Raw genomic sequence first — 25,459 nt, 5'->3', positions numbered from 1 at the left:
CGCTATGAAACAGGTACTTTTTGTTCGTCCCGACAGCGTCGAGGGCGGGAAAATAATGTGGTGTGTCTCCGGCACTCAGCAGGTGGAAACCGTGGCTAGCCTGGAGGCACTGGCGGATCATCCGCTGGCGACGCGCGTATGTCTGCTGTTGCCGGCCAGCAGCATGATCTTCCGCCATTTTACGTTGCCGAAAAAGGTCGCTTCTCTGGCGACGGCGTTCTCGTGGATGGCCGAAGAGACGCTGATTGGTGACGTGGACACGCTTCACTGGACCGTGCTTAGCAAAAAGGGCGCGGAGGTCGACGCGGTGGCGATCGATGCCGACAGTCTTCAGGCGTGGTTAACCCGCTGTCAGGAGGCGGGTCTGACGGTGGTGCAGGCGCTACCGGATGCCTGGCTGCTGCCCGTTACGGCGGGCGGCAGCACGCTGGTTGCCGAAGGTGAAACCTGGTGGCTGCGGTTATCCCCGCACGTCGCGGGTGAAATGGAGGCCAACCTGCTGCCGCTGCTGATGCAGAAAGCCGGAGAGGGTGAGGTCTGCTGCTACGGTGATGCACCAGCCGGTGTGGATGTCGATGTCGTACTGCCCTGGCAGCATCCGCTGGTGCTGATTCAGCCCCAGTGGCAGGCCTGCCGCGTCACGCTTCTGCACGGGGCGTTCAGCGCCAAAGCCAGCAATGGCAAAGCCGCCAGACGGTTAAACGTGGCGATGGCCGCCGTAGGGCTGCTCTCCCTTAGTCTGCTGCTGGGGCCACGTATCGCGATGGCCTGGATGCTGGTACAGCAGGAAAATCAGATCCAGCAGGAGATCCAGCAGGTCTACGAACACCATTTCCCGAGCATGCGTCACAAGACCAATATTAAGTACCACTTTGGTCAAAACATGAAGAAGCAGGGCAAAGGGATCTTTCTTCAGCTTGACGATCTGGAGAAAGCCCGACAGGCCGTTCCGGCAATGGAAATCGACCTGCTGGAATACGATGCGCGGCAGAATACGTTGACGCTGAGCGTCAGCGCACAAAACCAGACCGCATTACAGACGTTTGTGAACCAGGCCAGTGAGAAATTTGATTTCAGTCTGCAGCCCGTGTCCACGTCAGCACCTTATACCGCCATGATCGCAGGGAAATATAAATGAAACAGCGAATTGCGCAGCTTAAGTCTCGTTACCAGAATTACAGCGCCAGGGAAAAAGTCATTTTAAAAATATGTGCCGCCGCCCTGCTGGGGGCCGCGGTCTATTACGCCGGGGTTATGCCGCTGGATAATATGATTCAAAATAGTGCTTCGACCCTGGCCAGACAAAAAGAAACCCTGAACTGGATGCGCAGTGAAATAGATAAAAACCATTTGCAGGTTCAGGTAACCAAAACAAATAACCCGCGTGCGCTGGTGGAAAATAGCGCCCAGGAGATCCATCTTCCCCTGACGGATGTGCATCAGGATGGACAAACGTTATCGTTCGTGGTCAGCCGCGTGAACGTTTATGAATTAAAGAACTGGCTGCGGGAAATTAACCAGACCTCCGGCGTCAGGCTGCAGAAAATGAACCTTACGCCGGTGGATCATCTCAGCGACGTGAAGGCTGAAGTGCAACTCACGTGGGGTAAAACCGCATGAACAGCGTTGCGCTGATGCGGGACGTCTACCCGGTGGGGTTCGCGATCGCGAGCGCGGTGTTAGGCGGCATGGTGGGCAGTTTTCTCGGCGTTGTCGCCGAACGCGTGCCGGCCATGGTAAGGGAAGAGGAGGGATGCGGAAACCTGCTCTTTCCGTCCTCGCACTGCCCGGTGTGCCAGCACGCGCTGGCGGCCTGGGAGAATATTCCGCTGGTGAGCTGGCTGCTTCTGCGCGGGCGATGCAGCCAGTGCAAAACCGCTATCCCGCTGCGAATCTTTCTGGTTGAGCTGGTTTCCGCCCTGTTTTTTGGCCTGACGGCGTGGTGTATGCCCGACGTTCAGGCGCTGTTTTCTCTGTGGCTGCTGGCCTGCTTTTTACTCCCGTTGACGATGATTGACTGGCGGCATCAATTGCTCCCGGATTGCCTGACCCAGCCGCTGCTCTGGGCGGGACTGTTGCTTCATGCGTTCGATCACCAACTGCCGCTACGCGACGCGCTGCTCGGCGCGGTGGCGGGCTATATGTCTCTTTGGTTGCTTTACTGGGCGTTTCGTCTGGCTACCGGGCGGGAAGGTCTGGGATACGGTGATTTCAAGCTGCTGGCGGCATTAGGTGCCTGGTGCGGCTGGCAGGCTCTGCCCTCGATTGAACTCGCGGCCGCACTGAGCGGTATCGTTGGGTATTTTGCTTTAAATAATTCAAATAAAAATAACCTCACTATTTCTTTCGGACCTTACCTTTCTTTTGCTGGAATAGTTGTGTTTATTGGACAGCAGTTTGCTTTCATATTTTAAATATACAGGTCAAGCTTTTTTATAAATTTTTCGGCGGTGGAAGAGAAGGACGTCTCTTTGCGCTCAGTGTATCGTAAAGGATATAAGCTACACGGAATTTGGGCTTGTATCTTTTTATGGAGGAATACAAAGCAGCAAAACGTTTTTTGTCTCGGTTGTCAGGTTAGTTAAATACGCATTACGCGAAACACGCCATGTTCTCAAGGAAGGCATGGGTATTAACGTTACGAATAAATTTATCAGGAAATAAAAATGAATTTTATGAAGCCTAAATATCTGGCGCTCTTTATTGCGGCGGCAACCAGCTCCGCATTCGCAGCGGCACCAGGCGCACCGTCCATTGGTTCCGGCAATGACAAATTTGCGCTGGTTGAAGTGGATCAGGCCGCTCAGGATTATAACAGTCTGGTTAAAGTCCATAATGACGGCGTAGATGTCAAAGTCGAGTGGAACGTCTGGAGCGGCGATGCGCCAACTTCAGCCAAAGTGCTGTTGGACGGTAAAACCGTGTGGACCGGTGCCGGCGGCGCGGCAGGTTCCGCAACGTTCAAAGTGAAAAAAGGCGGACGTTATCAGGAGCAGGTTGAAGTCTGTAACAACAGCGGCTGTACGAAAAGCGCCAGCAAGCTGATCATCGTTGCGGATACCGACGGTAGCCACCTGCTGCCGCTGAACACGACAATGCACGAGAACAACAAATCCTTCGCGCAGCATACCGATAAAGTGGTTGCGGCCTACTTCCCTGAGTGGGGCGTTTACGACCGTAACTTCCCGGTTGACAAAATTCCTGCTGCGAACCTCAACCACATTCTGTATGGCTTCATTCCAATCTGTGGCGGTGACGGCATCAACGACGGCCTGAAAACCGTAGAAGGCGGCAACAGCTAAGGCGTTCTGCAGCGCGACTGCCAGGGACGTCCTGACTTTACCGTGGCGATCCACGATCCATGGGCTGCCCTGCAAAAACCGCAGGCTGGCGTGTCCAACTGGGACGACCCGTACAAAGGTAACTTTGGTCAGCTGATGGCGCTGAAGAAAGCGCATCCGGACCTGAAAGTACTGCCATCTATCGGTGGCTGGACCCTGTCCGATCCGTTCTTCCACATGGGCGATCCGGCTATCCGCGCACGCTTTGTCTCCTCTGTTAAAGATTTCCTGCAGACCTGGAAATTCTTCGACGGTGTGGATATTGACTGGGAATTCCCGGGCGGCGGCGGTGTGACCGAGACGAAAGGCAACCCGCAGCAGGATAAAGCGACCTATACGGCGCTGATGCACGATCTGCGCACTATGCTCAACGAGCTGTCTGCCCAGACTGGCCGTACCTATGAGCTGACCAGCGCAATCGGTGCGGGTAAAGATAAGATTGAAGACGTGGACTACACCACTGCTCAGCAGTACCTCGACCACATCTTCCTGATGAGCTACGACTTCTACGGCGGCTGGAGCAACACCGAGCTGGGCCACCAGGCTGCGCTGCATGCGCCAGCATGGCGACCAGACACCAACTACACCACGGAAAACGGGGTTGATGCCCTGCTGCAGCAAGGCGTACAGCCTGGCAAGATCGTGGTCGGTGCGGGCATGTATGGCCGCGGCTGGACGGGTGTACACGGCTACACCGGTAACAATCCATTCACCGGTACCGCGACCGGTATGGTGAGAGGTACCTGGGAACCGGGCGTGGTTGACTATCGTCAGATCGTTAACGAGTACAAAGGCAAACCAGGCTGGGAATACGGCTACGACGCGGATGCAGAAGCGCCATACGTGTTCAACAAAACGACGGGTGACCTGATCACCTATGAAGACGCGCGTTCTACTGCTGCAAAAGGCAAATACGTGCTTCAGAAAAACCTGGGTGGTCTGTTCGCATGGTCTATTGACTCCGATACCGGCGACATCCTGAACGCCATGAACGAAAGCCTGCTGGGTGGCGGCTCTAGGCCGGTTGATCCTGTTGTGACCAACCATGCGCCAATCGCCTCTTCTGCAGACCAGAACGTTTCTGGCCCGGCAACCGTTACGCTCGATGGTTCCGCGTCCAGCGATCCAGACGGCGATGCAATTACCTACAAATGGACTCAGGTTTCTGGCCCATCGGTCACCCTGACCAACAGCACCAAAGCGAAAGCGACCTTCAACGTCGCGGCTGCGACCAGCGATCAGACCATGGTGTTCCGCCTGACGGTTACCGACGCCAAAGGCCTGAGCAACGCGATTGACGTGCAGGTTGTTAACAAGGCGCCGAAGGCTAACCAGGCACCGGTTGTGAACCCAATGGAAGCGGTGACGCTGCAGGCGGGTGAAACCTATGTTGTGCATGCACAGGCTGCGGATCCAGACGGTGATAACCTGACCTATACCTGGAGCGTTCCGGCAGATATGCACGCGACCGGTACTGACACCGCGAACGTGACCATCACTGCGCCAGAAGTGGCTTCTACCTCTTCCTACACCCTGAGTGTGGTGGTAGGCGATGGTAAAACCAGCGTGCAGTCTAACGTCCAGGTAACGGTTAATCCGAAACCAGCCGACGTGACGCCGCCAGCTGATGATGTGACTCCGCCGTCTGACGACGTTACACCACCTGCTGATGACGTGACTCCGCCATCTGACGAAGGCACTGCAACCGGCAGCTGCGACGCACCGGTTGACGCCAACGCCGGCAACTACGCCGCGTGGGATTCCAGCAAAATCTACAACACTGGCGATACCGTAAGCTTCGACCATCTGGTGTGGAAAGCGAAGTACTGGACTCAGGGCAACCAGCCTGGCTTCGGCGTGGACGCATGGGAACTTGCGAGCAACGTGAAGATGAACTGGCGTTCTGATCTGGTGTACAACGGCGGCGAAACCACTACTTACCAGGGCAACGTTTACCGTGCCAAATGGTGGACCCGTGGTGACAACCCAGCGAACAGCGATGTATGGGTCAAAGAAGGCCCAGCGACAGATTGCCAATAATCTGAGCTGATAAAGACTCCCCCCGTATAAGGGGGGAGTAAATCAAAAATGATTTTACAGGATGTTGTTAAGGAGAAATAAACGAAACGGTCAGCAGGTAAAAATGAAAAAGTTAATTTTTTTATTATTGATTATCAGCCAAAGCGCGCTGGCAAACTGTTGGGATAAAGCGGCACATTATTATCACGTCGATCCTTATTTACTGTACGCCATTGCCAATGTGGAGTCGGGAATGAACCCGTATGCGGTCGGCAGAAACCATGACGGTACGCGTGACGTGGGGTTGATGCAAATTAACAGCTCACATTTTTCGGCACTGGAGAGCAGGGGGATAGATGAATATCGGCTAATAACCGAACCCTGTACCTCGATTATGGTTGGCGCATCGATTTTATCCAGCATGATTAAAGTGTATGGCTATAACTGGGAGGCGGTCGGCGCCTATAACGCCGGATTAAAGAAAGAAAATTATCCGCAACGCATGATATACGCCCACAAAGTGTGGAAAAAATATCAGGAACTGAAAGCGACAGCAAACGAATGAGTTTTTTATTTTTGAAGAATTCCTGAGGGTGTTCTTCGAAAAGAGAAAACAGCTGTCTGCGGTTTATTTATTAACGGATTAATACATAAGCCTGGATTGTTATTATTTAACTTAAATAAACAGGAATAGTGAAATGAACAAAAGGACGTTACTGAGTGTTCTCGTTGCCGGCGCATGCGTAGCACCGTTTATGGCGCAGGCTGCCTCGCTGCAAGCGACCACCAGTGAACCATACACCATGAACGCCAGCGATCTGGCGAAGAAAGAGAAAGAGCTGACCAGCTTCCCGCTGATGGATGCCGTAAAGGAAACCATTAAGACGCTGGACAACGCCCAGGTTGAACTGATTGAACCTGGTCGTGCGGCGAACCCGGAGAACGTGAAACGCGTGGAAGGGATCGTGAAAGCCAGCGACTGGGAATATCTCTTCCCGCTGCGCGCGCAGGCGTACACCTACAGCAACTTCCTGAAAGCGGTTGGTAAATTCCCGGCGCTGTGTAAGACCTACAATGACGGTCGCGACAGTGACGCTATCTGCCGTAAAGAGCTGGCAACCATGTTTGCGCACTTTGCTCAGGAAACGGGCGGTCACGAAAGCTGGCGTCCGGAAGCCGAATGGCGTCAGGCCCTGGTTCACGTGCGTGAGATGGGCTGGAGCGAAGGCCAGAAGGGCGGCTATAACGGCGAATGTAACCCGGACGTCTGGCAGGGTCAGACCTGGCCGTGCGGTAAAGATAAAGACGGCGACTTCCTGAGCTACTTCGGTCGCGGTGCGAAGCAGTTGTCCTACAACTACAACTACGGCCCGTTCTCTGAAGCGATGTACGGCGACGTGCGTACGCTGCTCGACAAACCTGAGCTGGTGGCGGATACCTGGCTGAACCTGGCAAGCGCGATCTTCTTCTTCGCCTATCCACAGCCGCCTAAACCAAGCATGCTGCAGGTTATCGACGGTACATGGCAGCCGAACGATCACGATAAAGCCAACGGTCTGGTCCCTGGCTTCGGCGTGACCACCCAGATCATCAACGGTGGCGTTGAGTGCGGTGGTCCAACTGAAATTGCACAGTCTGAAAACCGTATCAAGTACTACAAAGAGTTCGCGAACTACCTGAAGGTCCCTGTTCCGGCGAACGAAGTGCTGGGCTGCGCGAACATGAAGCAGTTCGACGAAGGCGGTGCTGGCGCGCTGAAGATTTACTGGGAGCAGGACTGGGGATGGAGCGCGGATACGCCAAGCGGCGAAACCTACTCTTGCCAGCTCGTTGGTTACCAGACGCCGTTCAGCGCGTTCAAAGAGGGTGATTACAGCAAGTGCGTGCAGAAGTTCTTTAACGTGAACATCGTTAACGACGACGGTTCCGTTACGCCGGATGAAACCCCGGTAACGCCAACGCCTACGCCGTCAGAAGACGAAACGCCGGCGCCAGCGCCAGTTCCGGATGAAACCCCGGCTGAACCTGCTGCGGTGAACCACGCGCCAGTGGCGCATATCGCGGGTCCAATCGGCGCCGTTGAGGCGGGTGCACATGTCTCTCTGAGCGCGGAAGGTTCTACCGATGCAGACGGCAACGCGCTGACCTACACCTGGCGTTCCCAGGACGGTCAGACCGTAACCGGTCAGGATAAAGCGGTTGTCACCTTTACTGCTCCAGAGTCTGCAACGGCTCAGCAGATTGAAATCAGCCTGACCGTGAGCGACGGTGAGTTGAGCAGCACGACCTCTTATCTGCTGAACGTGAAAGCCAAAGCAGCACCGTCTCAGGACGAAGGCACGTCTGGCGATTACGCGGCGTGGAGCGCGAACAGCAAGTACAAGGCCGGTGATATCGTGAACAACCACGGTAAACTGTTCCAGTGCAAACCGTTCCCGTACAGCGGCTGGTGTAACAACGCCCCGGCATACTATGAACCAGGCGCTGGTCTGGCATGGTCTGATGCCTGGACCGCTCTGTAAAAGCAAACGGCAACCGAAAGGTTGCCGTTTTAGTTTTTGCACCCTTTCCAGCGGTACGGTGCAGTTGTAGGCCCGGTAAGGCGAAGCCGCCACCAGGCAACAGGCTAGCGGTGCAGTTTGCCGTGATCCCGTAACCACGCCGCCGTGCGCACAATCCCTTCATCCAGCGTCACCACCGGCCGATACCCCAGTTCGTTCTCTGCCCGCGAAATATCCAGCGTGAAATCAAAGTTGAGTTTTGAGACACCGTAATGCGTCAGCGCAGGTTCTTTGGCCGCTTTACTGCCGAATCGCTCCATGCTGCGGGCAATCATGTCAAGCATGGGGTAGGGGACAGAACGGATGCGGCAGTCGATCTGCAGTTCATCAATCAGCCGCTGCACAATGCTGCGTAGCGTACAGGGTTCGCCGTTGGTGATGTTATAGGCGCGGCCAGAGATCAGCTTATCGCAGTCCGGCTGGCTGGCCAGCCACATGGCGTGGACGGCGTTTTCGTAATAGGTCATATCCACCAGCGCATCGCCACCGCGCGGCAGCAGCACGCTGCCGTAGTGATGCATCATCTGCGCCAGGCGCGGAATAAACACTTTGTCGTGCGGTCCGAACAGGCTCTGCGGACGCAGTACCGTAAAGCGGGTGTGCGGGTTCGACTGCGCCAGCAGGTCGATCACCTCTTCACTGGCCGCCTTGCTGCGCGCAAATTCACAGGCAAAGCGTGCCGGACGGAAATCTTCCTGCACATCGCGATGGTGGTGATAGTCGAAATAGAGCGACGGGGAGGAGATATGAATAAAGTTACGTACCCCCCAGGCAACGGCCCATTCGCCCAGACGGCGGGTGGCCCGCACGTTGGCGAGATCGAAGGCTTCCTGGGTCCCCCACGGAGAGGTAAAACTGGAGCAGTGCCACAGCGTATCGATTCCGGCGAGCATCACCTTCGCCTGCGAGGAGACCAGCTCCGTCAGGTCGGCATGGACGAACTCTGCGCCCATTTTTTGCAGCAGTTTTCCCATCGCCTCGTTGCGACCGGTAGCCCTGACGCTAATGCCCTTGTTGCGCAGAAATTCGACCGCATTTCGGCCTAAGCCGCTGGTCGCCCCGGTAACCAGTACCTTCATATCAATCCACTGTGTTGAAAAAGAATTTCGTGCGCATTCTTTCGTGAATTACGGCGCTATGCAATGGGAAAGGTGAAAGAAAAAGCGTTTTAATGAGTTATTTTCGTTTTTTGTTCTGCCAGTTGCGCAATTCGTTTCGCCATTCCCCGGAAGATAAAAAGATGGGCGGGGATCATGAACAGCCAGTAAAACAGGCCCGGCATCCCGTGCGGGTGCCACCAGGCGCGGACGTCCAGTTCCCGGCGATCGCCTTTATCCTTGAGGGTGAAGCAGAGTCGCCCCAGCCCCGGCGCTTTCATACCGAACAACAACGCCAGCTGCTTTTCCGGCTCGACGATGATCACTTTCCAGCTGTCCACCGCGTCGCCCACCTCAAGATACGGGCGTGCCGGGCGACCTTTCGCCAGCCTGTGCCCCACCAGCAGATCCATTGTCCCACGCGTTTGCCAGAGAAGATTGCCGAAGAAATAACGTTCTTTGCCGCCAATTTGGTTCACCACTTCCCACAGCGCCTCAAGGCTGGCAGAGGTTTTTACCGTGCAGCCCGCCTGTTTCGGGTAATAACCGTACTCCGGCCGCCAGCGGGCAAAGGCCTGCGCGTCATAACCCCAGTCGCTGGAGTTCACCAGCTGCTCTTCTTCTTTCAGCGTATTGCGTACCGCGTCGTCAAACCGGATCAGATCCTGAGGGATTAAGGCGCGCAGCTCGCGATCGTCCGCCAGCAGATCGTGTTTCAGCCCCTGAATCAGCGCTTTGGCGGTGGTCGGCGGCACGGAGGTGATCACATTTAAAAACCAGACTGAGATCCAGCGGGTCGGGAAGGGGATGGGGATCAGCCAGCGGCGGCGTCCGCTGACGCGCATGAAATGTTCGAACTGCTGCTGATAGCTCAGCACTTCAGGGCCTGCTGCTTCAAGCACCCGGTGTTGCTCCGCCGGGTGATCGAGCAATGCCACCAGATAGTGGAGCAAGTTCTCCAGCGCAATCGGCGTGGTGCGCGAGCGGACCCAGCGCGGCGGCGTCAGTACCGGCAGGTTGTAGACCATATCGCGCATCACTTCAAAAGCGGCTGAGCCCGCGCCGACGATGATCCCTGCGCGCAGTTCGGTGACGGGGATATTCGCCCCGCGCAGGGTGTCCGCCGTCAGCTGGCGCGCGCGCAGGTGATCGGACTGCTCGCTCTCAGGCGCCTGGAGCGAACTTAAAAAAATCACCTGCTTCACCGGCGTTTGCAGCAGGGCATCGCGGACGTTCAACGCCACCTGTCGCTCGTGGGCGATAAAATCACCGCCTTCGCCCATGCTGTGGACCAGGTAGTAAAGCGTGTCGACCTCTTCCAGCAGCGCGGGAAGCGCCTTCGGCCAGTTGAGGTCAACGTTGTGGCAGGTGACGCCCGGCAACGCCAGCTTTTGCAGGCGGTCGGTGTTGCGTGCCGCTGCCAGCACCTGATGTCCCCGCTGGCTCAACGCCGTGGTGAGATGCTGACCGATATACCCGCTGGCGCCCAGCACCAGAATGCGTTGCGGCACGTGAGGCTCCTTAGCGCTGTAAAAACGCCTGCCAGTGTTTCACCACCTCTGCCAGCTGTTCGCGGTTCACGTCGAGGTGCATGACCAGACGCACCACCGGAGAGGCGTTGATCAGCACGCCGCGCGCTTTCATAAATTCGCCCAGCGCAGCGGCGTGGTCATCGCCCACGCGAATGAACAGCATGTTGGTGTCGTGGCGCATCACGTCCGCTCCGATCTCGCGCAGCTGTGTGGCCATCCATGCGGCGTTATCGTGATCGTCTTTCAGGCGCGCCACGTTATTTTTGAGAGCATACAGACCCGCCGCCGCCAGAATACCGGCCTGGCGCATGCCGCCGCCGGTCATCTTACGCCAGCGGTTGGCGCGCTTGATGTAATCCGCATTGCCGACCAGCAGGGAACCCACCGGCGTACCCAGCCCTTTGGAGAGGCAAATGGTGAACGAGTCGCAATATTGCGTAATCTCTTTCAGCTCGCAGCCGTACGCCACTACGGCGTTAAAAATGCGCGCACCGTCAACGTGCAGGCCGAGCTTGCGCTCGCGGGTGAAGTCCCATGCCGCTTTCAGGTACTCGCGCGGCAGCACTTTACCGTTGTGGGTATTTTCCAGACTGAGCAGTTTCGTGCGGGCGAAATGAATATCGTCGGCTTTGATTTTTGCCGCGACCTTATCGAGCGGGAGTGTACCGTCCGGCGCGGCGTCAATCGGCTGCGGCTGGATGCTGCCGAGCACCGCCGCACCGCCGGCTTCGTAGAGATAGTTATGCGCGCCCTGGCCGACAATATACTCTTCGCCGCGCTCGCAGTGGCTGAGCAGCGCCACGAGGTTCGCCTGCGTGCCGGTCGGCAGGAACAGCGCGGCCTCCTTGCCACTCAGCTCTGCCGCATAGCGCTGTAACGCGTTGACCGTCGGGTCATCGCCGTAGACGTCGTCCCCGACCGGGGCGGCCATCATCTCTTCGAGCATGGCACGGCTCGGGCGGGTAACGGTATCACTACGCAAATCAATCATTTCACATCCCTTTATTTTAAGAGGTCACGTGAAATGTTTTACCTGAGCCAGTTGGTTTTTGCCAGTTCGATCACTTCATCACCGCGGCCGCTGATGATGGCGCGCAGCATATAGAGGCTAAAACCTTTCGCCTGTTCCAGCTTGATTTGCGGTGGAATAGCCAGCTCTTCTTTGGCGACTACCACATCCACCAGCACCGGACCGTCGATAGAGAAGGCGCGCTGCAGGGCTTCATCCACGTCAGACGCTTTTTCCACGCGAATACCGGTGATGCCGCACGCCTCGGCAATGCGCGCGAAGTTGGTGTCATGCAGTTCGGTACCGTCCGTCAGATAACCACCGGCCTTCATCTCCATCGCCACAAAGCCCAGTACGCTGTTGTTGAAGACCACGATTTTGAGCGGCAGCTTCATCTGTACCACGGAGAGAAAATCACCCATGAGCATGCTAAACCCGCCGTCGCCGCACATGGCCACCACCTGACGTTCCGGTGCCGTCGCTTTTGCGCCCAGCGCCTGCGGCATGGCGTTGGCCATCGAGCCGTGGTTGAACGAACCCAGCAGGCGGCGTTTGCCGTTCATCTTCAGGTAGCGTGCTGCCCAGACGGTTGGCGTGCCGACGTCGCAGGTAAAAATGGCGTCGTCGTCAGCGAAATGACTGATTTGCTGTGCCAGGTACTGCGGGTGGATGGCTTTGTCGCTTGGTTTGGCGAGATCGTCCAGCCCCTTACGGGCATCGCGGTAGTCACTGAGGGCTTTATCAAGAAACGCGCGATCCGTTTTCTCCTCGAGCAGCGGCAGCAGGGCGGCCAGGGTGGATTTAATATCGCCTACCAGCGCCATATCCACCTTGCTGTGCGCGCCGATGCTGGCCGGATTGATATCGATCTGAATGATTTTGGCATCCGTCGGGTAAAACGCGCGGTAAGGGAACTGGGTACCGAGTAAAATCAGCGTGTCGGCGTTCATCATGGTGTGGAACCCGCTGGAGAAACCGATCAGCCCGGTCATTCCCACATCGTAGGGGTTGTCGTACTCGACGTGCTCTTTGCCGCGCAGGGCGTGAACAATGGGGGCTTTTAGTTTACCCGCGAATTCAAGTAGCTCCTTGTGCGCACCCGCGCAGCCGCTACCGCACATCAGGGCAATATTGCTGGAGTAACGCAGCAGCTGCGCCAGCTTTTTCAGTTCTTCTTCCGCAGGCTTCACCACAGGCTGCGGGGCGTGATACCAGTGGGTGCTGGCCCCTTCTGGTGCGGCCTTGAGGGCCACATCACCCGGGATAACGACCACCGACACGCCGCGGTTCAGCACCGCCTTGCGCATGGCGATTGCCAGAACCTGCGGGATCTGCTCCGGGGATGAAACCAGTTCGCAATAGTGGCTGCATTCACGGAACAGCTCCTGCGGATGCGTCTCCTGAAAATAGCCGCTACCGATTTCGGAAGAGGGGATATGGGCGGCAATCGCCAGCACCGGCACGTGGTTACGGTGGCAGTCAAACAGACCGTTGATCAGATGCAGGTTACCTGGCCCGCACGAGCCTGCACACACGGCCAGTTCACCGGTGAGCTGCGCTTCGGCTCCCGCGGCAAATGCGGCGACCTCTTCATGGCGGGTCGGCATCCATTCAATGGTTTTCATTTTGTTAAGGCTGTCGCTCAGTCCGTTCAGGGAATCGCCGGTTACGCCCCAAATACGTTTCACGCCAGCCTGTTCCAGGGTTTTCGCTATATATGCAGCCACGGTTTGTTTCATGGGTGTCCTTCTCCTTTTTGTGATATCGCTTACAAGCTTAGAAGAAAGTCGCTGTATTGCCTGCTCAATACCCCTCAATTAACAGGGTTTCCTTGCGCGATAATTCGGCATAATCTGGTGCTGGCTCAGGTGAAAACAGGAATCATTTCAAATGGTTAAATCATTGTTAATTGCTGTTAATGAAAAGCTATCGTGCGACGATCTTGGCAAACTCTTGTTACGACTTGCCGTCGGTGGGTTGATGCTCTTTCACGGTTTGCACAAGTTATTCGGCGGCGTGGGTTTTATCAGCGGCATGCTGGTGGAAAAAGGGTTGCCGGGGTTTATCGCCTATGGCGTGTTGATTGGCGAAGTGGTGGCACCGATGTTGATTATTGTCGGCCTCTTTACGCGACCGGCCGCGCTGATGCTGGCGTTTACGATGATTGTGGCATGGCTTATGGTAGGAATGGGTGAAACGTTCGCCCTCGATAAGGTTGGGGCATGGGCGATTGAAAGCCTGGTGTACTTCTTTATTGGCTCGCTGGCGGTGGCATTTTTAGGGGCTGGGCGGTTTGCGCTGGGGAAAGCACCGGCGTGGCGTTGAGGTTTGGGCTCTGGTATGAAGGAAAGGGTCTATGGACCCTTTTTTATGAGTGATTTTTAACTTATTGATTTTATTGTGCTGAAATGTATGTGAAGAAAAAAGGGATCGAGACGATTTTTTAGGTTATTTCTTTATCTGACAAAGTGATAGGTGTAGATTGTTCCAGTTCACTGCCGTACAGGCAGCTTAGAAAGTCTTCGCCCTCGGTAAAAGTTACCGATTTTAGTTCACTGCCGTACAGGCAGCTTAGAAAGTTGACCGCGGGACGAAGCCCATGACAGCTACGTTCACTGCCGTACAGGCAGCTTAGAAATCGCTCTGTACCCCGCGGTGGCTTTCGTCTCTGTTCACTGCCGTACAGGCAGCTTAGAAATGCTGAATCGTGCGCCCGATTTTGTGAAAAGCGTTCACTGCCGTACAGGCAGCTTAGAAATGCTCCAGGCTCCAGTGATGATTCACGCGCCCGTTCACTGCCGTACAGGCAGCTTAGAAATAATAACACCTCGACCAATAACCGCGTTAACTGTTCACTGCCGTACAGGCAGCTTAGAAATATGAATATCTCCTGACCAAAATCACATCTAAGTTCACTGCCGTACAGGCAGCTTAGAAAAGTTCGGCTCGTTCAACCCCAGCTCTTTGCGAGTTCACTGCCGTACAGGCAGCTTAGAAAGGAACTGTCGGTTAATTCGGTTGAAGGTGAACGTTCACTGCCGTACACACAGCAACCATATATAGTTCGGCACAAACACTGTGCCGCCCGACAAAAAAGCCCGGTGGCGCTAGCGCTTACCGGGCCTACGACGATCCAGCCCCTACAAGGTAGGCCGGGTAAACGCAGTGCCACCCGGCAAAAACGGGGGCACCGCGTCAGATTATGCGAGGACCAGATCCCCCTGCGGATGGCATGAGCACGCCAGCACGTAACCCTCAGCAATTTCCGCGTCGGAGAGCGTCATGGTACTGGTGACAGTGTACTCACCTGAAACCACTTTCGTCTTACAGCAACCGCATACGCCCGCACGGCAGGCGGCCACTACCGGCACCTTATTGCTTTCGAGTGCCTCCAGCAAAGTCGTTCCCACGCGGCCAAAGAAGGTCTGCGCAGGCTGTAGCTTAGTAAACTGAATCCCGCTGGTTGCCGCCTCCGCTACCGGCGTGAAGAATTGCTCCTTGAAGAAGCGGGTCACGCCAAGCGCCTTCACTTCTTTCTCGACGATATCCATGTAAGGCGCCGGGCCGCAGGTCATCACGGTACGGTGCGCGATATCCGGCACGCTTTGCAGCAGCTCGCGGCTCAGACGACCGGGCACAAAACCGTGGACCGCATTGTGTTCTGCCACCAGTGTTACCGGATAATTACGCCACTCCTCGGCAAAAATGACATCTTCCGGAGAGCGAACGCTAAAGATCACCTGCACGTCGGCCTGCGGACGGTTTTTCGCCAGCCAGCGGCGCATGGACATAATCGGCGTGACGCCACAGCCCGCCGCCAGCAGCAGGAATTTATCTTCCGCCTTATCGTCACAGGTGAAATCGCCCTGGGCGTCAGACAGCCAGATATAGTCTCCGCGCTTCACGTCACGGGTCAGCCACTGCGAGCCAGCACCGTCATCAATACGGCGAATGGTAAGCGTGATGTATTCGCTCACGCCCGGCGTTGAGGAGATCGTGTAGGCACGCAGGGTGTCCGCCGAATGGCGGACACTGACCAGCGCATACTGACCGGCACGGTACGGATAGTAATCGTGGCAAATCAGTGAGAGCGTCCACACATCCGGCGTCTCCTGGTGGATGTGATGAACCTGCATCCGCCACGGACATTGTGAGGTTGGCATGGTCATGAATAACTCCTTACGCGCTCAGCAGCTGCTTCATATCATCTTCAACGTTGGTGACGGAGCGCAGGCCGAATTTTTCGTTCAGCACGGCCAGCAGGTCCGGCGTCAGGAAGCCTGGTGCGGTCGGGCCGGTCACGATGTTGGTCACGCCCAGAGAGAGCAGGGTCAGCAGGATGACGATCGCTTTCTGCTCAAACCACGAAAGCACCAGCGACAGCGGCAGGTCGTTCACGCCACAGCCCAGTTTCTCCGCCAGGGTAACCGCCAGAATAATGGCCGAGTAAGCATCGTTACACTGGCCCGCATCGATCAGGCGCGGCAGACCTTCGATATTGCCGAAGTCCAGCTTGTTGAAACGGTATTTACCGCACGCCAGGGTCAGGATCAGGCAATCGTCCGGTACGCTGGTGGCGAAATCGGTGAAGTAGTTACGCTCACCGCGCGCGCCGTCGCAGCCGCCGACGAGGAAGATGTGGCGCAGCTTTTCACGGCTGACAAGATCGATCAGCGAATCTGCGGCGCCGAGCAGGGTTTCTCGGCCGAAGCCGACGGTGATCAGATGCGGAATTTCGCTGTACGGGAAGCCCGCCATTTGCTGCGCCTGGGCAATAACCGGACCGAAATCGTCGCCTTCGAGGTGGCTCACGCCCGGCCAGCCGACGATGCTGCGGGTCCAGATGCGGTCGTCATACGCGCCCACGGTAGGGTCGATGATGCAGTTAGAGGTCATCACGATAGGGCCTGGGAAGCGGGCGAACTCCACCTGCTGGTTCTGCCAGCCGCTGCCGTAGTTACCGATCAGATGTTTGAATTTACGCAGCTCCGGGTAGCCGTGCGCAGGCAGCATTTCGCCGTGGGTATAAACGTTGACGCCAGTGCCTTCAGTTTGCTTCAGCAGGTTGTAGAGATCTTTCAGGTCATGACCGGAGATCAGGATACATTTACCCTCGGTCGCCTTCACGTTGACCTGCGTTGGCGTCGGGTGGCCGTAGGTACTGGTTTCACCGGCATCCAGAATGCTCATCACGCGGAAGTTCATCTGGCCGATTTCCATTGAGCACTCAAGCAGGGCGTTCATATCGGCAGGCCAGGTACCCAGCCACGCCATGATTTTGTGGTACTGCGCGTAGATATCGTTGTCGTACTGACCGAGAACGTGCGCGTGCTCCATATACGCCGCTGCGCCTTTCAGACCGTACAGGCACAGCAGGCGCAGGCCGAGAATGTTCTCGCCAATCGCCGCTTTGTCTTTATTCGGGGTAAAGTCTGCCGCCTGACGCTGGAGGTCGCCCAGGTCATCACTCGCCAGCTGGAGTTCTGACATCGGGTTGTCCACGCGAGCGTTAGCATCAGCGTTCAGGCACTGCGCTTTCAGCGCTTCACGCAGGGCGATAGCTTCACGGGCATAGCCGACGATGCGAGGGGAATCAAAGTTAACGTTGGTCAGCGTAGAGAAGAATGCGCGCGGCGCGAAGCTGTCGACGTAGTGGTCGACGATGCCGTATTCGCGGGCTTTGAATGCCCATGCGGAAAGGCCTTGCAGGGCCGCAATCAGCAGGTCCTGCAGGTCTGATGTTTCTGCGGTTTTGCCGCACATACCCTGCGCGTAAGAGCAGCCATTGCCTGCCGGGGTACGGATGGTTTGTTCACATTGCACACAAAACATAATCACACCTGTTAAAGTTATATTTGATATACATGTTTAAGGTTATGCCTGTGCCAGAACGGTGAAAAGCGCTTTATGCTACAAAATAGAGGGAGATTGATTTAGCGCAATTTTGGCGGCAGGCACCCTACCGCCAAAGAAGTATCAGGCAGAGAAGAACGCCATCAGAATGGGAACCAGCAAACTCAAAATAAAGCCGTGCACGATGGCTGCGGGCACCATTTCCAGCCCGCCTGAGCGCTGAAGTACCGGCAGGGTAAAGTCCATCGATGTCGCGCCGCACAGACCCAGTGCGGTAGAGCGACTGCGGCGAACCAGCCCCGGGATCAGCATAATGGCAATCAGCTCACGCGCCAGATCGTTAAAGAAGGCGGCGCTGCCGATCACCGGACCGAATGATTCAGTCAGCAGAATACCGGAAAGGGAGTACCAGCCAAATCCGGAGGCCATTGCCAGGCCGGTTTTCAGCGGCAGATCGAGAATAAAAGCATTAATCACACCCGCCACCATTGAGCTGGCGACAACCATTACGGCAATAATCATTCCCCGACGGTTCAAAACAATCTGTTTCAGGGTCATGCCGTTATTTCGCAGCTGGATACCAATCAGGAACAGCAGGAAGATCAGGGTATATTCACTGGCTTCTGTCGCGTGCTGTAAAAATGCCCATCCGGTGAGACCCAGAAGAAAACCGAGCACCACGACGCCGCAGAGTTTTAATGACTCAAGTGCCATCGCAATACGGGAGGGCAGCTTTTCCTGGTGGTGATGGTTTTTCCAGGGAATGGTGCGTTCCAGCCACAGCAGTGCGGCAATATTGCACAGCAAAATAACCGTAACCGTGACGGCTGAATAATGCAAAATGGAGAGTAAATTCGCGGACAGGTTATCCAGGAAGGCCAGGCTGATCCCCATAAAGAAAAGAATGAGGTAAACAATCCCGCTGAGAAAACGGTTGATAAGCCGTAATGCAGATTCCTGACGCAGCGGAATAAGGTAGCCCGCAATCAGGGGCAGCAGAATAATGAGGAGTCCTGAAAACATGAACAGCCGGTCCTTTTGAGTGTCTGTTGAGCGCCAGAGACACTACCCAATAAAGGCTATTCAGTAAAGCGGCAAAAGAAAGCCGGGTGGCGGCTACGCCTTACCCGGCTTGTATGTGCGGCCTGTTGCCCTCACCCCGGCCCTCTCCCACGAGGAGAGGGAGGGAAAGATTAATCGCGTTTTTCCAGCAGGGTGCGATACAGCACGCCGCCCAGAATACCGCCGATAATTGGCATTACCCAGAACAGCCACAGCTGCTCAAGCGCCCAGCCGCCCTGGAAGATGGCGACGGCGGTACTGCGTGCCGGGTTAACGGAGGTGTTGGTGACCGGAATTGAAATCAGGTGGATAAGCGTCAGCGCCAGACCAATAGCAATAGGGGCAAAGCCAGCAGGCGCGTGTTTGTCGGTGGCGCCGTGGATCACCAGCAGGAAGCCCGCGGTCAGCACAATTTCAATCACGATGGCAGACAGCATGGAGTAACCGCCCGGCGAGTGCTCGCCAAAGCCGTTTGAGGCGAAGCCGCTGGCGGCCGCGTCAAAGCCGGCCTTACCGCTGGCAATAACGTACAGAACGCCAGCCGCAATAATACCGCCCACCACCTGCGCCACGATGTAGCCAATGACGTCTTTAGCAGGGAAACGACCGCCCGCCCATAAACCTAACGTCACAGCCGGGTTAAAATGACCACCGGAAATATGCCCCACGGCGAAGGCCATGGTTAATACGGTTAAGCCAAACGCCAGCGCGACGCCGACAAAACCAATGCCTAATTCCGGGAACGCTGCTGCCAGAACGGCGCTACCGCAGCCACCAAATACCAGCCAGAATGTACCAAAACATTCTGCAGCCAATTTTCTAAACATAACCACCTCAAATAATTTCCGCGCGCTTTCCCGCGGGCGGGATATATCGCCATAAAGGGATGACGACTCAAAGAGCCCGTATTTTAGAAACCAACAACATCCCTTCGCCACTTAAATAAATTCGATAAATTTGATTTAAGGCAATGTGATGTCATTCCTTGTTCAAATGAGCGGTAAATAGAGCATAGACCAATTCTTGTCAGGGTGAATGTTATGCTGTCGTGACAAGATTCCTCCCGCTATACTGCTGATAACTTAAAGGAAAAAGTGTTCATTTCGCGGGGGATTTATGCTTCTCGAACGTGTGGAAATTGTCGGGTTTCGCGGTATTAACCGCCTGTCGCTGCAGCTTGAGCAGAACAACGTCCTGATCGGCGAGAACGCGTGGGGTAAGTCCAGCCTGCTCGATGCGCTGACGTTACTGCTTTCCCCCGAAGACGATCTGTATCACTTTGTCCACGACGATTTCTGGTTCCCGCCCGGGGACGTGACGGGACGCGAGAAGCACCTGCATATTATCCTGACGTTCCGTGAATCCGAGCCAGGCCGTCACCGCGTGCGTCGCTTCCGACCGCTGTCACCCTGTTGGGTGCCCTGTGACGATGATTTCCACCGGATTTTCTATCGCCTGGAAGGCGAGATGGCGGAAAACGAAGGGGTCCTGACCCTGCGCGAGTTTCTTGATGAAAAAGCCAACCCGATCCCGCTGGACAACATCGACGATTTGGCTCGCCACCTGACCCGCCTGACGCCGGTATTGCGGTTGCGTGATGCGCGCTTTATGCGGCGTATCCGTAACGGCACGGTACCGAATATGCCGGAGGTGGAAGTCACCGCCCGCGAGCTGGATTTTCTGGCGCGTGAGCTGGTGTCGCGTCCACAAAACCTGACCGATGGTCAGATTCGCCAGGGGTTGTCCGCGATGGTACAACTGCTGGAGCACTATTTTTCCGAGCAGGGGACATCGGAGTCGCGCCACCGGCTGATGCGCCGTCGCTCTCATGATGAACAACGCAGCTGGCGCTATCTCGACATCATCAACCGGATGATCGACCGGCCCGGCGGTCGTACCCATCGGGTGATTCTGCTGGGGCTGTTTTCAACACTTTTGCAGGCTAAAGGCACCGTGCGTCTTGACCGGGATGCCCGCCCGTTGCTGCTGGTGGAAGACCCTGAAACGCGGCTTCACCCCATCATGCTCTCGGTGGCGTGGCATCTGCTGAATTTGCTGCCGCTCCAGCGGATTACGACCACCAATTCTGGTGAGCTATTATCCATGACGCCGGTTGAGCATATCTGCCGTCTGGTGCGCGAGTCTTCGCGGGTCTCCGCGTACCGTCTCGGGCCTGGCGGTTTAAATGCTGAAGACGGGCGGCGCATCGCGTTTCATATTCGTTTTAATCGCGCGTCGTCACTTTTTGCCCGCTGTTGGCTGCTGGTGGAAGGGGAAACGGAGACCTGGGTCATCAACGAACTGGCGCGTCAGTGTGGGCACCATTTTGATGCGGAAGGCATTAAGGTGATCGAGTTTGCCCAGTCGGGATTAAAACCGCTGATAAAATTTGCCCGCCGGATGGGTATTGAATGGCATGTGCTGGTGGACGGTGACGAGGCGGGTAAAAAGTATGCCTCGACCGTGCGTAGCCTGCTGAATAATGAACGGGAAGAAGAGCGCGACCATTTAACCATGCTCCCCGCGATGGACATGGAGCACTTTATGTATCGTCAGGGGTTTGACGATGTGTTCCACCGCATTGCGATGGTGCCGGTCGATGTTCCGATGAACATGCGCCGCGTGATCGCCAAAGCGATACACCGTTCGTCAAAACCGGATCTCGCCATTGAAGTGGCGACGGAAGCGGGAAGGCGGGGCGTGGAGGCGGTGCCCACTCTGCTGAGGAAGATGTTCTCCCGCGTGCTGTGGCTGGCACGCGGGAGGGCGGATTAACCCCGGGTCGCCTGATTCACCTGCTGAATCAGGCTGTCCAGCAGTTCGTAGCGACGGCGATATTCGGAACGTTTTTTGCTCGCGATCTCTTCCATCGGTTTACGCGGCATGACAAGCGGCAGCATAAAGTTACCGCTATCCTGCTTTTCACCGCCGAGGGAGAGCCAGAAGCTGTCATAATCAGCCAGCAGTTTTCCCTCTTTTTTCTTGCGGTAGCGCCAGCTGCGATAAATATGGGTGTCGTTACTGACGGCAACAATCTGTTCGACCGGGAAAGCGGCGCCGAGCGTCATGGCGGTTTCAACCAGCAGACGTTTCGGGAACAGCCCATGGCAGGCCTTCGTCGCTTTCTGGATCCGCTCATGGGGAACATGCGCTTTTGCGCCCTGCAAACCGCCAATGAACAGCGTCGATTTTCCGGCAAGCGGGCAGAGCGTGAAGGTTATCTCCGCCAGGACTGTATTTTGATCGTCACAGAAGACGAGGGTGGCTTCTCCCTCTTTATCCATAAACGCATCAGCACACAGGCGAACGGTAAAGTGCTGTTCATCTTTACCGGTTAAGGTCAGCAGCGTGGCACCCTGCTTCGAAAGATAGCCCTGCAGCAGCGTCGCCGGAAGCTGGCGGCTCATGGTCTGATAGTGCCAGCTTAGAGACTCCAGCGCGTGCTGACGTTCCATATTCACCGTCAGCCACGGGCGGTGCATCCGGCAGGGCAGCCCCGGCTGAGCTTGTAATATCTGCATCAGACGCGGCTGCTTTGCCAGGCGCGTCAACAGGCGAGAGGTAGTGACGGGAGCCGCAAGCGACCGTAATACGAACTTGCGCCGATAAGCCGGATTCTGCCATGCCAGTCCTGGGGTAAGCTTACCCAAAGCCAGGTTTTTGAAAAGCTGCCAGCCGGAGGCAGGCTGCGTCAGGGGGGAATAAGGCGTATCGACGATGGAAGACATGATAAATCCTGAATCTTTTGGAATATCACTATTTCAACAAGAGGAATATCAACATCTCGTCAACAAATTAGGACGATTTCGGAGAACAGGGGTTTCGTTAAGGAGTCGTTTAGATAGAATCAACATTTATTATTGCCAGAACATTTATTTGGAATATTTATGAACCTCAAGGGAAAACGCAGAACGCTATTTCTGCTGCTGGCGGTCGTGATTTTAGTCGGTGGATTCTGGTTATGGCAGGTGCTTAACGCACCGGTGCCGCAGTACCGGACACTGATCGTTCGCCCCGGCGAACTGCAGCAAAACGTCCTGGCGACGGGCAAGCTTGATGCATTGCGCAAGGTTGACGTCGGCGCTCAGGTCAGCGGCCAGCTGAAAACGCTGTCGGTAGAGATTGGTGATAAGGTAAAAAAAGGCCAGTTGCTGGGTGTTATCGATCCTGAACAGGCCGAGAACCAGATCCGCGAGGTGGAAGCCACGCTTATGGAGCTGCGCGCCCAGCGTGCTCAGGCGCTGGCTGAACGTAATCTGGCCCAGGTCACGCTCACCCGTCAGCAGGCGCTGGCAAAAACCCAGGCCATTTCGAAGCAGGATTTAGATACTGCCACGACGGAGCTGGCGGTCAAGCAGGCGCAGATTGGCACCATCGACGCACAAATCAAACGCAATCAGGCCTCGCTGGACACGGCGAAAACCAACCTCGACTACACGCAAATCGTTGCGCCGATGGCCGGTGAAGTCACCCAGATCACCACGCTGCAGGGGCAGACGGTAATTGCCGCCCAGCAGGCGCCTAACATTCTGACGCTGGCGGATATGAGCACTATGCTGGTCAAAGCGCAGGTTTCCGAGGCGGATGTGATCCATCTGAAACCGGGGCAGAATGCCTGGTTTACCGTGCTTGGCGACCCGCAGACGCGCTATGAAGGCGTGCTGAAAGACATTCTGCCGACGCCGGAAAAGGTTAACGACGCTATCTTTTACTACGCCCGTTTTGAAGTGCCAAACCCACAGGGCGTGCTGCGTCTGGATATGACTGCCCAGGTGCATATCCAGCTGACCGGCGTGAAGAACGTGCTCACCATTCCGCTCTCCGCGCTGGGCGAATCCGCCGGGGACAATCGCTATAAAGTGAAAGTGCTGCGCAACGGCGAGACGCGCGATCGCGAAGTGGTGATTGGCGCGCGTAATGATACCGATGTGGTGGTGGTGAAAGGGCTGGAAGAAGGTGAGGAGGTGGTTGTCAGTGAAAGCCTGCCCGGAGCCGCGAAATGACCGCGCTGCTTGAGCTGAAGGATATCCGTCGCAGCTATCCGTCGGGCGACGGTCCGGTGGAGGTGCTGAAAGGTATCTCCCTGCGCGTGGAAGCGGGCGAGATGGTGGCGATTGTCGGCGCGTCAGGCTCCGGTAAATCGACGCTGATGAACATTCTCGGCTGCCTGGATAAACCCACCAGCGGGACCTATCGCGTGGCCGGGACGGATGTCTCCACGCTCGACGGCGACGCGCTGGCGAAGCTGCGCCGGGAACATTTTGGTTTTATCTTCCAGCGTTACCACCTGCTCTCACACCTGAACGCGGCGCAAAACGTCGAGGTGCCAGCCGTCTATGCAGGCGTGGAGCGGAAGAAACGTCTTGAGCGTGCGAAGACGCTGTTAACGCGTCTCGGGCTGGCTGAACGCGTGGAGTACCAGCCGTCGCAGCTGTCCGGTGGCCAGCAGCAGCGCGTGAGTATTGCCCGCGCGCTGATGAATGGCGGGCAGGTGATCCTCGCGGATGAACCCACCGGGGCGCTCGACAGCCATTCCGGTGAAGAGGTGATGGCGATCCTCCACCAGCTTCGCGATCAGGGGCACACGGTGATCATCGTTACCCACGATCCGCAGGTGGCGGCGCAGGCGGAACGCATTATTGAGATCCACGACGGCGAGCTGGTCAGCAACCCGCCGCCGCGTGCGTCCAGAGCGGCAGCTCCGAAAGAAGCGCTGCCGGCCTCAACCGGCTGGGGACAATTTTCCAGCGGCTTTCGTGAAGCGCTGAACATGGCCTGGCTGGCGATGGCGGCCAACAAAATGCGCACCCTGCTGACCATGCTCGGGATTATCATCGGTATCGCCTCGGTGGTCTCGATTGTGGTGGTGGGCGACGCCGCCAAGCAGCTGGTGCTGGCCGATATTCGCGCCATCGGTACCAATACCATTGATGTCTATCCCGGCAAGGACTTTGGCGACGACGAACCGCAGTATCAGCAGGCGCTTAAGTATGACGATCTGGCAGCGATTCAGAAGCAGCCGTGGGTAAACTCCGCCACGCCAGCCGTTTCGCAAAATCTGCGTCTGCGGGTGGGGAATGTTGACGTTGCCGCCAGCGCCAACGGCGTCAGCGGGGACTACTTCAACGTCTACGGCATGACCTTCAGCGAAGGGGCGACCTTTAATGCCGAACAGCTGGCGGGCAGGGCGCAGGTGGTGGTGCTGGACGCGAACTCGCGCAGGCAACTCTTCCCTAATAAAGCCAATGTCGTCGGCGAAGTGATCCTGGTCGGCAACATGCCTGCCACGGTCATTGGTGTGGCGGAAGAGAAACAGTCGATGTTTGGCAGCAGCAAGATCCTGCGCGTCTGGTTGCCCTACACAACGATTTCCGGGCGGATCATGGGGCAGTCATGGCTCAACTCCATCACCGTGCGCGTGAAGGAGGGCTACGACAGCGCGCTGGCCGAACAGCAGCTTGAGCGGTTGCTCACGTTGCGCCACGGGAAGAAGGATTTCTTCACCTGGAACATGGACGGCCTCTTGAAAACGGCGGAAAAGACCACACGTACTCTTCAGCTGTTCCTCACGCTGGTGGCGGTGATCTCGCTGGTCGTCGGCGGCATCGGGGTGATGAATATCATGCTGGTGTCGGTCACGGAACGTACCCGGGAGATTGGCATCCGCATGGCGGTCGGGGCCAGAGCCAGCGACGTGCTGCAACAGTTTCTGATTGAGGCTGTGCTGGTGTGCCTGGTCGGCGGGGCGATGGGCATTGCGCTCTCGATGATAATCGCGTTTGCACTCCAGCTCTTTTTACCCGGCTGGGAGATTGGCTTCTCGCCGGTTGCCATTATTACCGCATTTTTGTGTTCGACCTTCACCGGCATTTTGTTTGGCTGGCTCCCCGCCCGCAACGCGGCGCGGCTGGATCCGGTGGATGCGCTGGCTCGGGAATAACCCGAAAATAAAAATGCCAGCCGATCGGGCTGGCATTTTGACTGC

18 protein-coding genes, 1 pseudogene and 1 CRISPR repeat array are annotated in these 25,459 nt (G+C 56.4%); of the genes and pseudogenes, 10 read left to right on the top strand and 9 right to left on the bottom strand.

Features of this window, described 5'->3' with window-relative positions; genetic code table 11:
- Positions 1-4 precede the first annotated feature (4 nt).
- The 6 genes and pseudogenes from gspL to ACOTY9_RS09255 all read left to right on the top strand — a co-directional run bounded on the left by gspL (position 5) and on the right by ACOTY9_RS09255 (position 7,882).
- Positions 5-1,138 (top strand): type II secretion system protein GspL, encoded by a 1,134-nt coding sequence (gene gspL, locus ACOTY9_RS09280; protein WP_348565668.1) that lies wholly within the window; start codon positions 5-7, stop codon positions 1,136-1,138.
- The gene (gspM, locus tag ACOTY9_RS09275) at positions 1,135-1,620 is read left to right on the top strand and encodes a type II secretion system protein GspM (protein WP_014883180.1); all 486 of its coding nucleotides are present in this window, start codon (positions 1,135-1,137) and stop codon (positions 1,618-1,620) included. The genes gspL and gspM overlap by 4 nt, the downstream gene beginning before the upstream one ends.
- Positions 1,617-2,414 (top strand): A24 family peptidase, encoded by a 798-nt coding sequence (locus tag ACOTY9_RS09270; RefSeq protein ID WP_348565667.1) that lies wholly within the window; start codon positions 1,617-1,619, stop codon positions 2,412-2,414. The genes gspM and ACOTY9_RS09270 overlap by 4 nt, the downstream gene beginning before the upstream one ends.
- Before the next feature lie 252 nt (positions 2,415-2,666).
- Positions 2,667-5,381: pseudogene (locus ACOTY9_RS09265) on the top strand (glycosyl hydrolase family 18 protein).
- Positions 5,382-5,484: 103 nt separating this feature from the next.
- Positions 5,485-5,925: a type III secretion system invasion protein IagB gene (gene iagB / locus ACOTY9_RS09260; protein WP_014883183.1), complete on the top strand. Its 441-nt coding sequence runs from the start codon at positions 5,485-5,487 to the stop codon at positions 5,923-5,925.
- A 133-nt stretch (positions 5,926-6,058) separates the two neighbouring features.
- Positions 6,059-7,882, top strand: a complete 1,824-nt coding sequence (locus tag ACOTY9_RS09255) for a glycoside hydrolase family 19 protein (protein WP_063861102.1) — start codon at positions 6,059-6,061, stop codon at positions 7,880-7,882.
- A 104-nt stretch (positions 7,883-7,986) separates the two neighbouring features.
- Here ACOTY9_RS09255 and ACOTY9_RS09250 read toward each other — a convergent pair whose 3' ends face one another.
- From ACOTY9_RS09250 to poxB, 4 genes are all read right to left on the bottom strand, one after another.
- Positions 7,987-9,000 (bottom strand): NAD-dependent epimerase/dehydratase family protein, encoded by a 1,014-nt coding sequence (locus tag ACOTY9_RS09250; protein ID WP_014883185.1) that lies wholly within the window; start codon positions 8,998-9,000, stop codon positions 7,987-7,989.
- An 89-nt stretch (positions 9,001-9,089) separates the two neighbouring features.
- A complete protein-coding gene (locus ACOTY9_RS09245) occupies positions 9,090-10,529 on the bottom strand; it encodes an SDR family oxidoreductase (protein WP_023332521.1) in 1,440 nt (479 codons plus the stop codon).
- 10 nt (positions 10,530-10,539) lie between these two features.
- A complete protein-coding gene (gene ltaE / locus ACOTY9_RS09240) occupies positions 10,540-11,541 on the bottom strand; it encodes a low-specificity L-threonine aldolase (protein WP_032637088.1) in 1,002 nt (333 codons plus the stop codon).
- A gap of 38 nt (positions 11,542-11,579) precedes the next feature.
- Complete coding sequence (gene poxB, locus ACOTY9_RS09235; RefSeq protein WP_282375542.1) at positions 11,580-13,298, bottom strand: ubiquinone-dependent pyruvate dehydrogenase; 1,719 nt, start codon at positions 13,296-13,298, stop codon at positions 11,580-11,582.
- A 151-nt stretch (positions 13,299-13,449) separates the two neighbouring features.
- Between poxB and ACOTY9_RS09230 the strand changes: the two genes are divergently transcribed.
- Positions 13,450-13,884: a DoxX family protein gene (locus ACOTY9_RS09230; RefSeq protein ID WP_023338201.1), complete on the top strand. Its 435-nt coding sequence runs from the start codon at positions 13,450-13,452 to the stop codon at positions 13,882-13,884.
- 165 nt (positions 13,885-14,049) lie between these two features.
- A CRISPR array of direct repeats spans positions 14,050-14,557; the repeat unit is 28 nt; unit sequence GTTCACTGCCGTACAGGCAGCTTAGAAA.
- Between the two features lie 202 nt (positions 14,558-14,759).
- On the opposite strand, the gene hcr is transcribed toward ACOTY9_RS09230, so the two are convergent.
- The 4 genes from hcr to aqpZ all read right to left on the bottom strand — a co-directional run bounded on the left by hcr (position 14,760) and on the right by aqpZ (position 19,301).
- Complete coding sequence (gene hcr / locus ACOTY9_RS09225; protein WP_023337002.1) at positions 14,760-15,728, bottom strand: NADH oxidoreductase; 969 nt, start codon at positions 15,726-15,728, stop codon at positions 14,760-14,762.
- A gap of 10 nt (positions 15,729-15,738) precedes the next feature.
- The gene (gene hcp, locus ACOTY9_RS09220; protein ID WP_014883191.1) at positions 15,739-17,391 is read right to left on the bottom strand and encodes a hydroxylamine reductase; all 1,653 of its coding nucleotides are present in this window, start codon (positions 17,389-17,391) and stop codon (positions 15,739-15,741) included.
- Between the two features lie 144 nt (positions 17,392-17,535).
- Positions 17,536-18,435, bottom strand: a complete 900-nt coding sequence (locus ACOTY9_RS09215; protein ID WP_032637084.1) for a lysine exporter LysO family protein — start codon at positions 18,433-18,435, stop codon at positions 17,536-17,538.
- Between the two features lie 170 nt (positions 18,436-18,605).
- Positions 18,606-19,301 carry an aquaporin Z gene (gene aqpZ / locus ACOTY9_RS09210; protein ID WP_014883193.1) on the bottom strand — a complete coding sequence of 232 codons (696 nt, stop codon included), beginning with the start codon at positions 19,299-19,301 and terminating at the stop codon, positions 18,606-18,608.
- A 289-nt stretch (positions 19,302-19,590) separates the two neighbouring features.
- Between aqpZ and ACOTY9_RS09205 the strand changes: the two genes are divergently transcribed.
- On the top strand, positions 19,591-21,249 hold the full coding sequence (locus tag ACOTY9_RS09205; RefSeq protein WP_014883194.1) for an ATP-dependent endonuclease: 1,659 nt from the start codon (positions 19,591-19,593) through the stop codon (positions 21,247-21,249).
- Here ACOTY9_RS09205 and ACOTY9_RS09200 read toward each other — a convergent pair.
- A complete protein-coding gene (locus ACOTY9_RS09200) occupies positions 21,246-22,202 on the bottom strand; it encodes a VirK/YbjX family protein (protein ID WP_014883195.1) in 957 nt (318 codons plus the stop codon). The genes ACOTY9_RS09205 and ACOTY9_RS09200 overlap by 4 nt on opposite strands.
- A 159-nt stretch (positions 22,203-22,361) precedes the next feature.
- Here ACOTY9_RS09200 and macA point away from each other — a divergent pair, with 159 nt between their 5' ends.
- Together macA and macB are read left to right on the top strand one after the other, a co-directional pair.
- Entirely contained in the window at positions 22,362-23,477 is a 1,116-nt protein-coding gene (gene macA, locus ACOTY9_RS09195; RefSeq protein WP_014883196.1) for a macrolide transporter subunit MacA, read from the top strand.
- Entirely contained in the window at positions 23,474-25,414 is a 1,941-nt protein-coding gene (macB, locus tag ACOTY9_RS09190; RefSeq protein WP_014883197.1) for a macrolide ABC transporter ATP-binding protein/permease MacB, read from the top strand. Before macA ends, macB begins: the two co-directional genes overlap by 4 nt.
- Positions 25,415-25,459 lie beyond the last annotated feature (45 nt).

Source organism: Enterobacter cloacae complex sp. SHL012, assembly GCF_049237505.1.
In the GTDB taxonomy this organism is placed as follows: domain Bacteria; phylum Pseudomonadota; class Gammaproteobacteria; order Enterobacterales; family Enterobacteriaceae; genus Enterobacter; species Enterobacter kobei.
This window is presented reverse-complemented; position numbering and strand designations above follow the sequence as displayed.

Bases quoted from the DNA above. Each gene is read 5' to 3' on its own strand.
- ltaE (WP_032637088.1), bottom strand. From the start codon at position 11,541: ATGATTGATTTGCGTAGTGATACCGTTACCCGCCCGAGCCGTGCCATG.
- ACOTY9_RS09270 (WP_348565667.1), top strand. From the start codon at position 1,617: ATGAACAGCGTTGCGCTGATGCGGGACGTCTACCCGGTGGGGTTCGCG.
- ACOTY9_RS09205 (WP_014883194.1), top strand. From the start codon at position 19,591: ATGCTTCTCGAACGTGTGGAAATTGTCGGGTTTCGCGGTATTAACCGC.
- iagB (WP_014883183.1), top strand. From the start codon at position 5,485: ATGAAAAAGTTAATTTTTTTATTATTGATTATCAGCCAAAGCGCGCTG.
- aqpZ (WP_014883193.1), bottom strand. From the start codon at position 19,301: ATGTTTAGAAAATTGGCTGCAGAATGTTTTGGTACATTCTGGCTGGTA.
- ACOTY9_RS09230 (WP_023338201.1), top strand. From the start codon at position 13,450: ATGGTTAAATCATTGTTAATTGCTGTTAATGAAAAGCTATCGTGCGAC.
- ACOTY9_RS09215 (WP_032637084.1), bottom strand. From the start codon at position 18,435: ATGTTTTCAGGACTCCTCATTATTCTGCTGCCCCTGATTGCGGGCTAC.
- poxB (WP_282375542.1), bottom strand. From the start codon at position 13,298: ATGAAACAAACCGTGGCTGCATATATAGCGAAAACCCTGGAACAGGCT.
- hcp (WP_014883191.1), bottom strand. From the start codon at position 17,391: ATGTTTTGTGTGCAATGTGAACAAACCATCCGTACCCCGGCAGGCAAT.
- gspM (WP_014883180.1), top strand. From the start codon at position 1,135: ATGAAACAGCGAATTGCGCAGCTTAAGTCTCGTTACCAGAATTACAGC.
- ACOTY9_RS09250 (WP_014883185.1), bottom strand. From the start codon at position 9,000: ATGAAGGTACTGGTTACCGGGGCGACCAGCGGCTTAGGCCGAAATGCG.
- ACOTY9_RS09200 (WP_014883195.1), bottom strand. From the start codon at position 22,202: ATGTCTTCCATCGTCGATACGCCTTATTCCCCCCTGACGCAGCCTGCC.
- hcr (WP_023337002.1), bottom strand. From the start codon at position 15,728: ATGACCATGCCAACCTCACAATGTCCGTGGCGGATGCAGGTTCATCAC.
- macA (WP_014883196.1), top strand. From the start codon at position 22,362: ATGAACCTCAAGGGAAAACGCAGAACGCTATTTCTGCTGCTGGCGGTC.
- ACOTY9_RS09255 (WP_063861102.1), top strand. From the start codon at position 6,059: ATGAACAAAAGGACGTTACTGAGTGTTCTCGTTGCCGGCGCATGCGTA.
- macB (WP_014883197.1), top strand. From the start codon at position 23,474: ATGACCGCGCTGCTTGAGCTGAAGGATATCCGTCGCAGCTATCCGTCG.
- gspL (WP_348565668.1), top strand. From the start codon at position 5: ATGAAACAGGTACTTTTTGTTCGTCCCGACAGCGTCGAGGGCGGGAAA.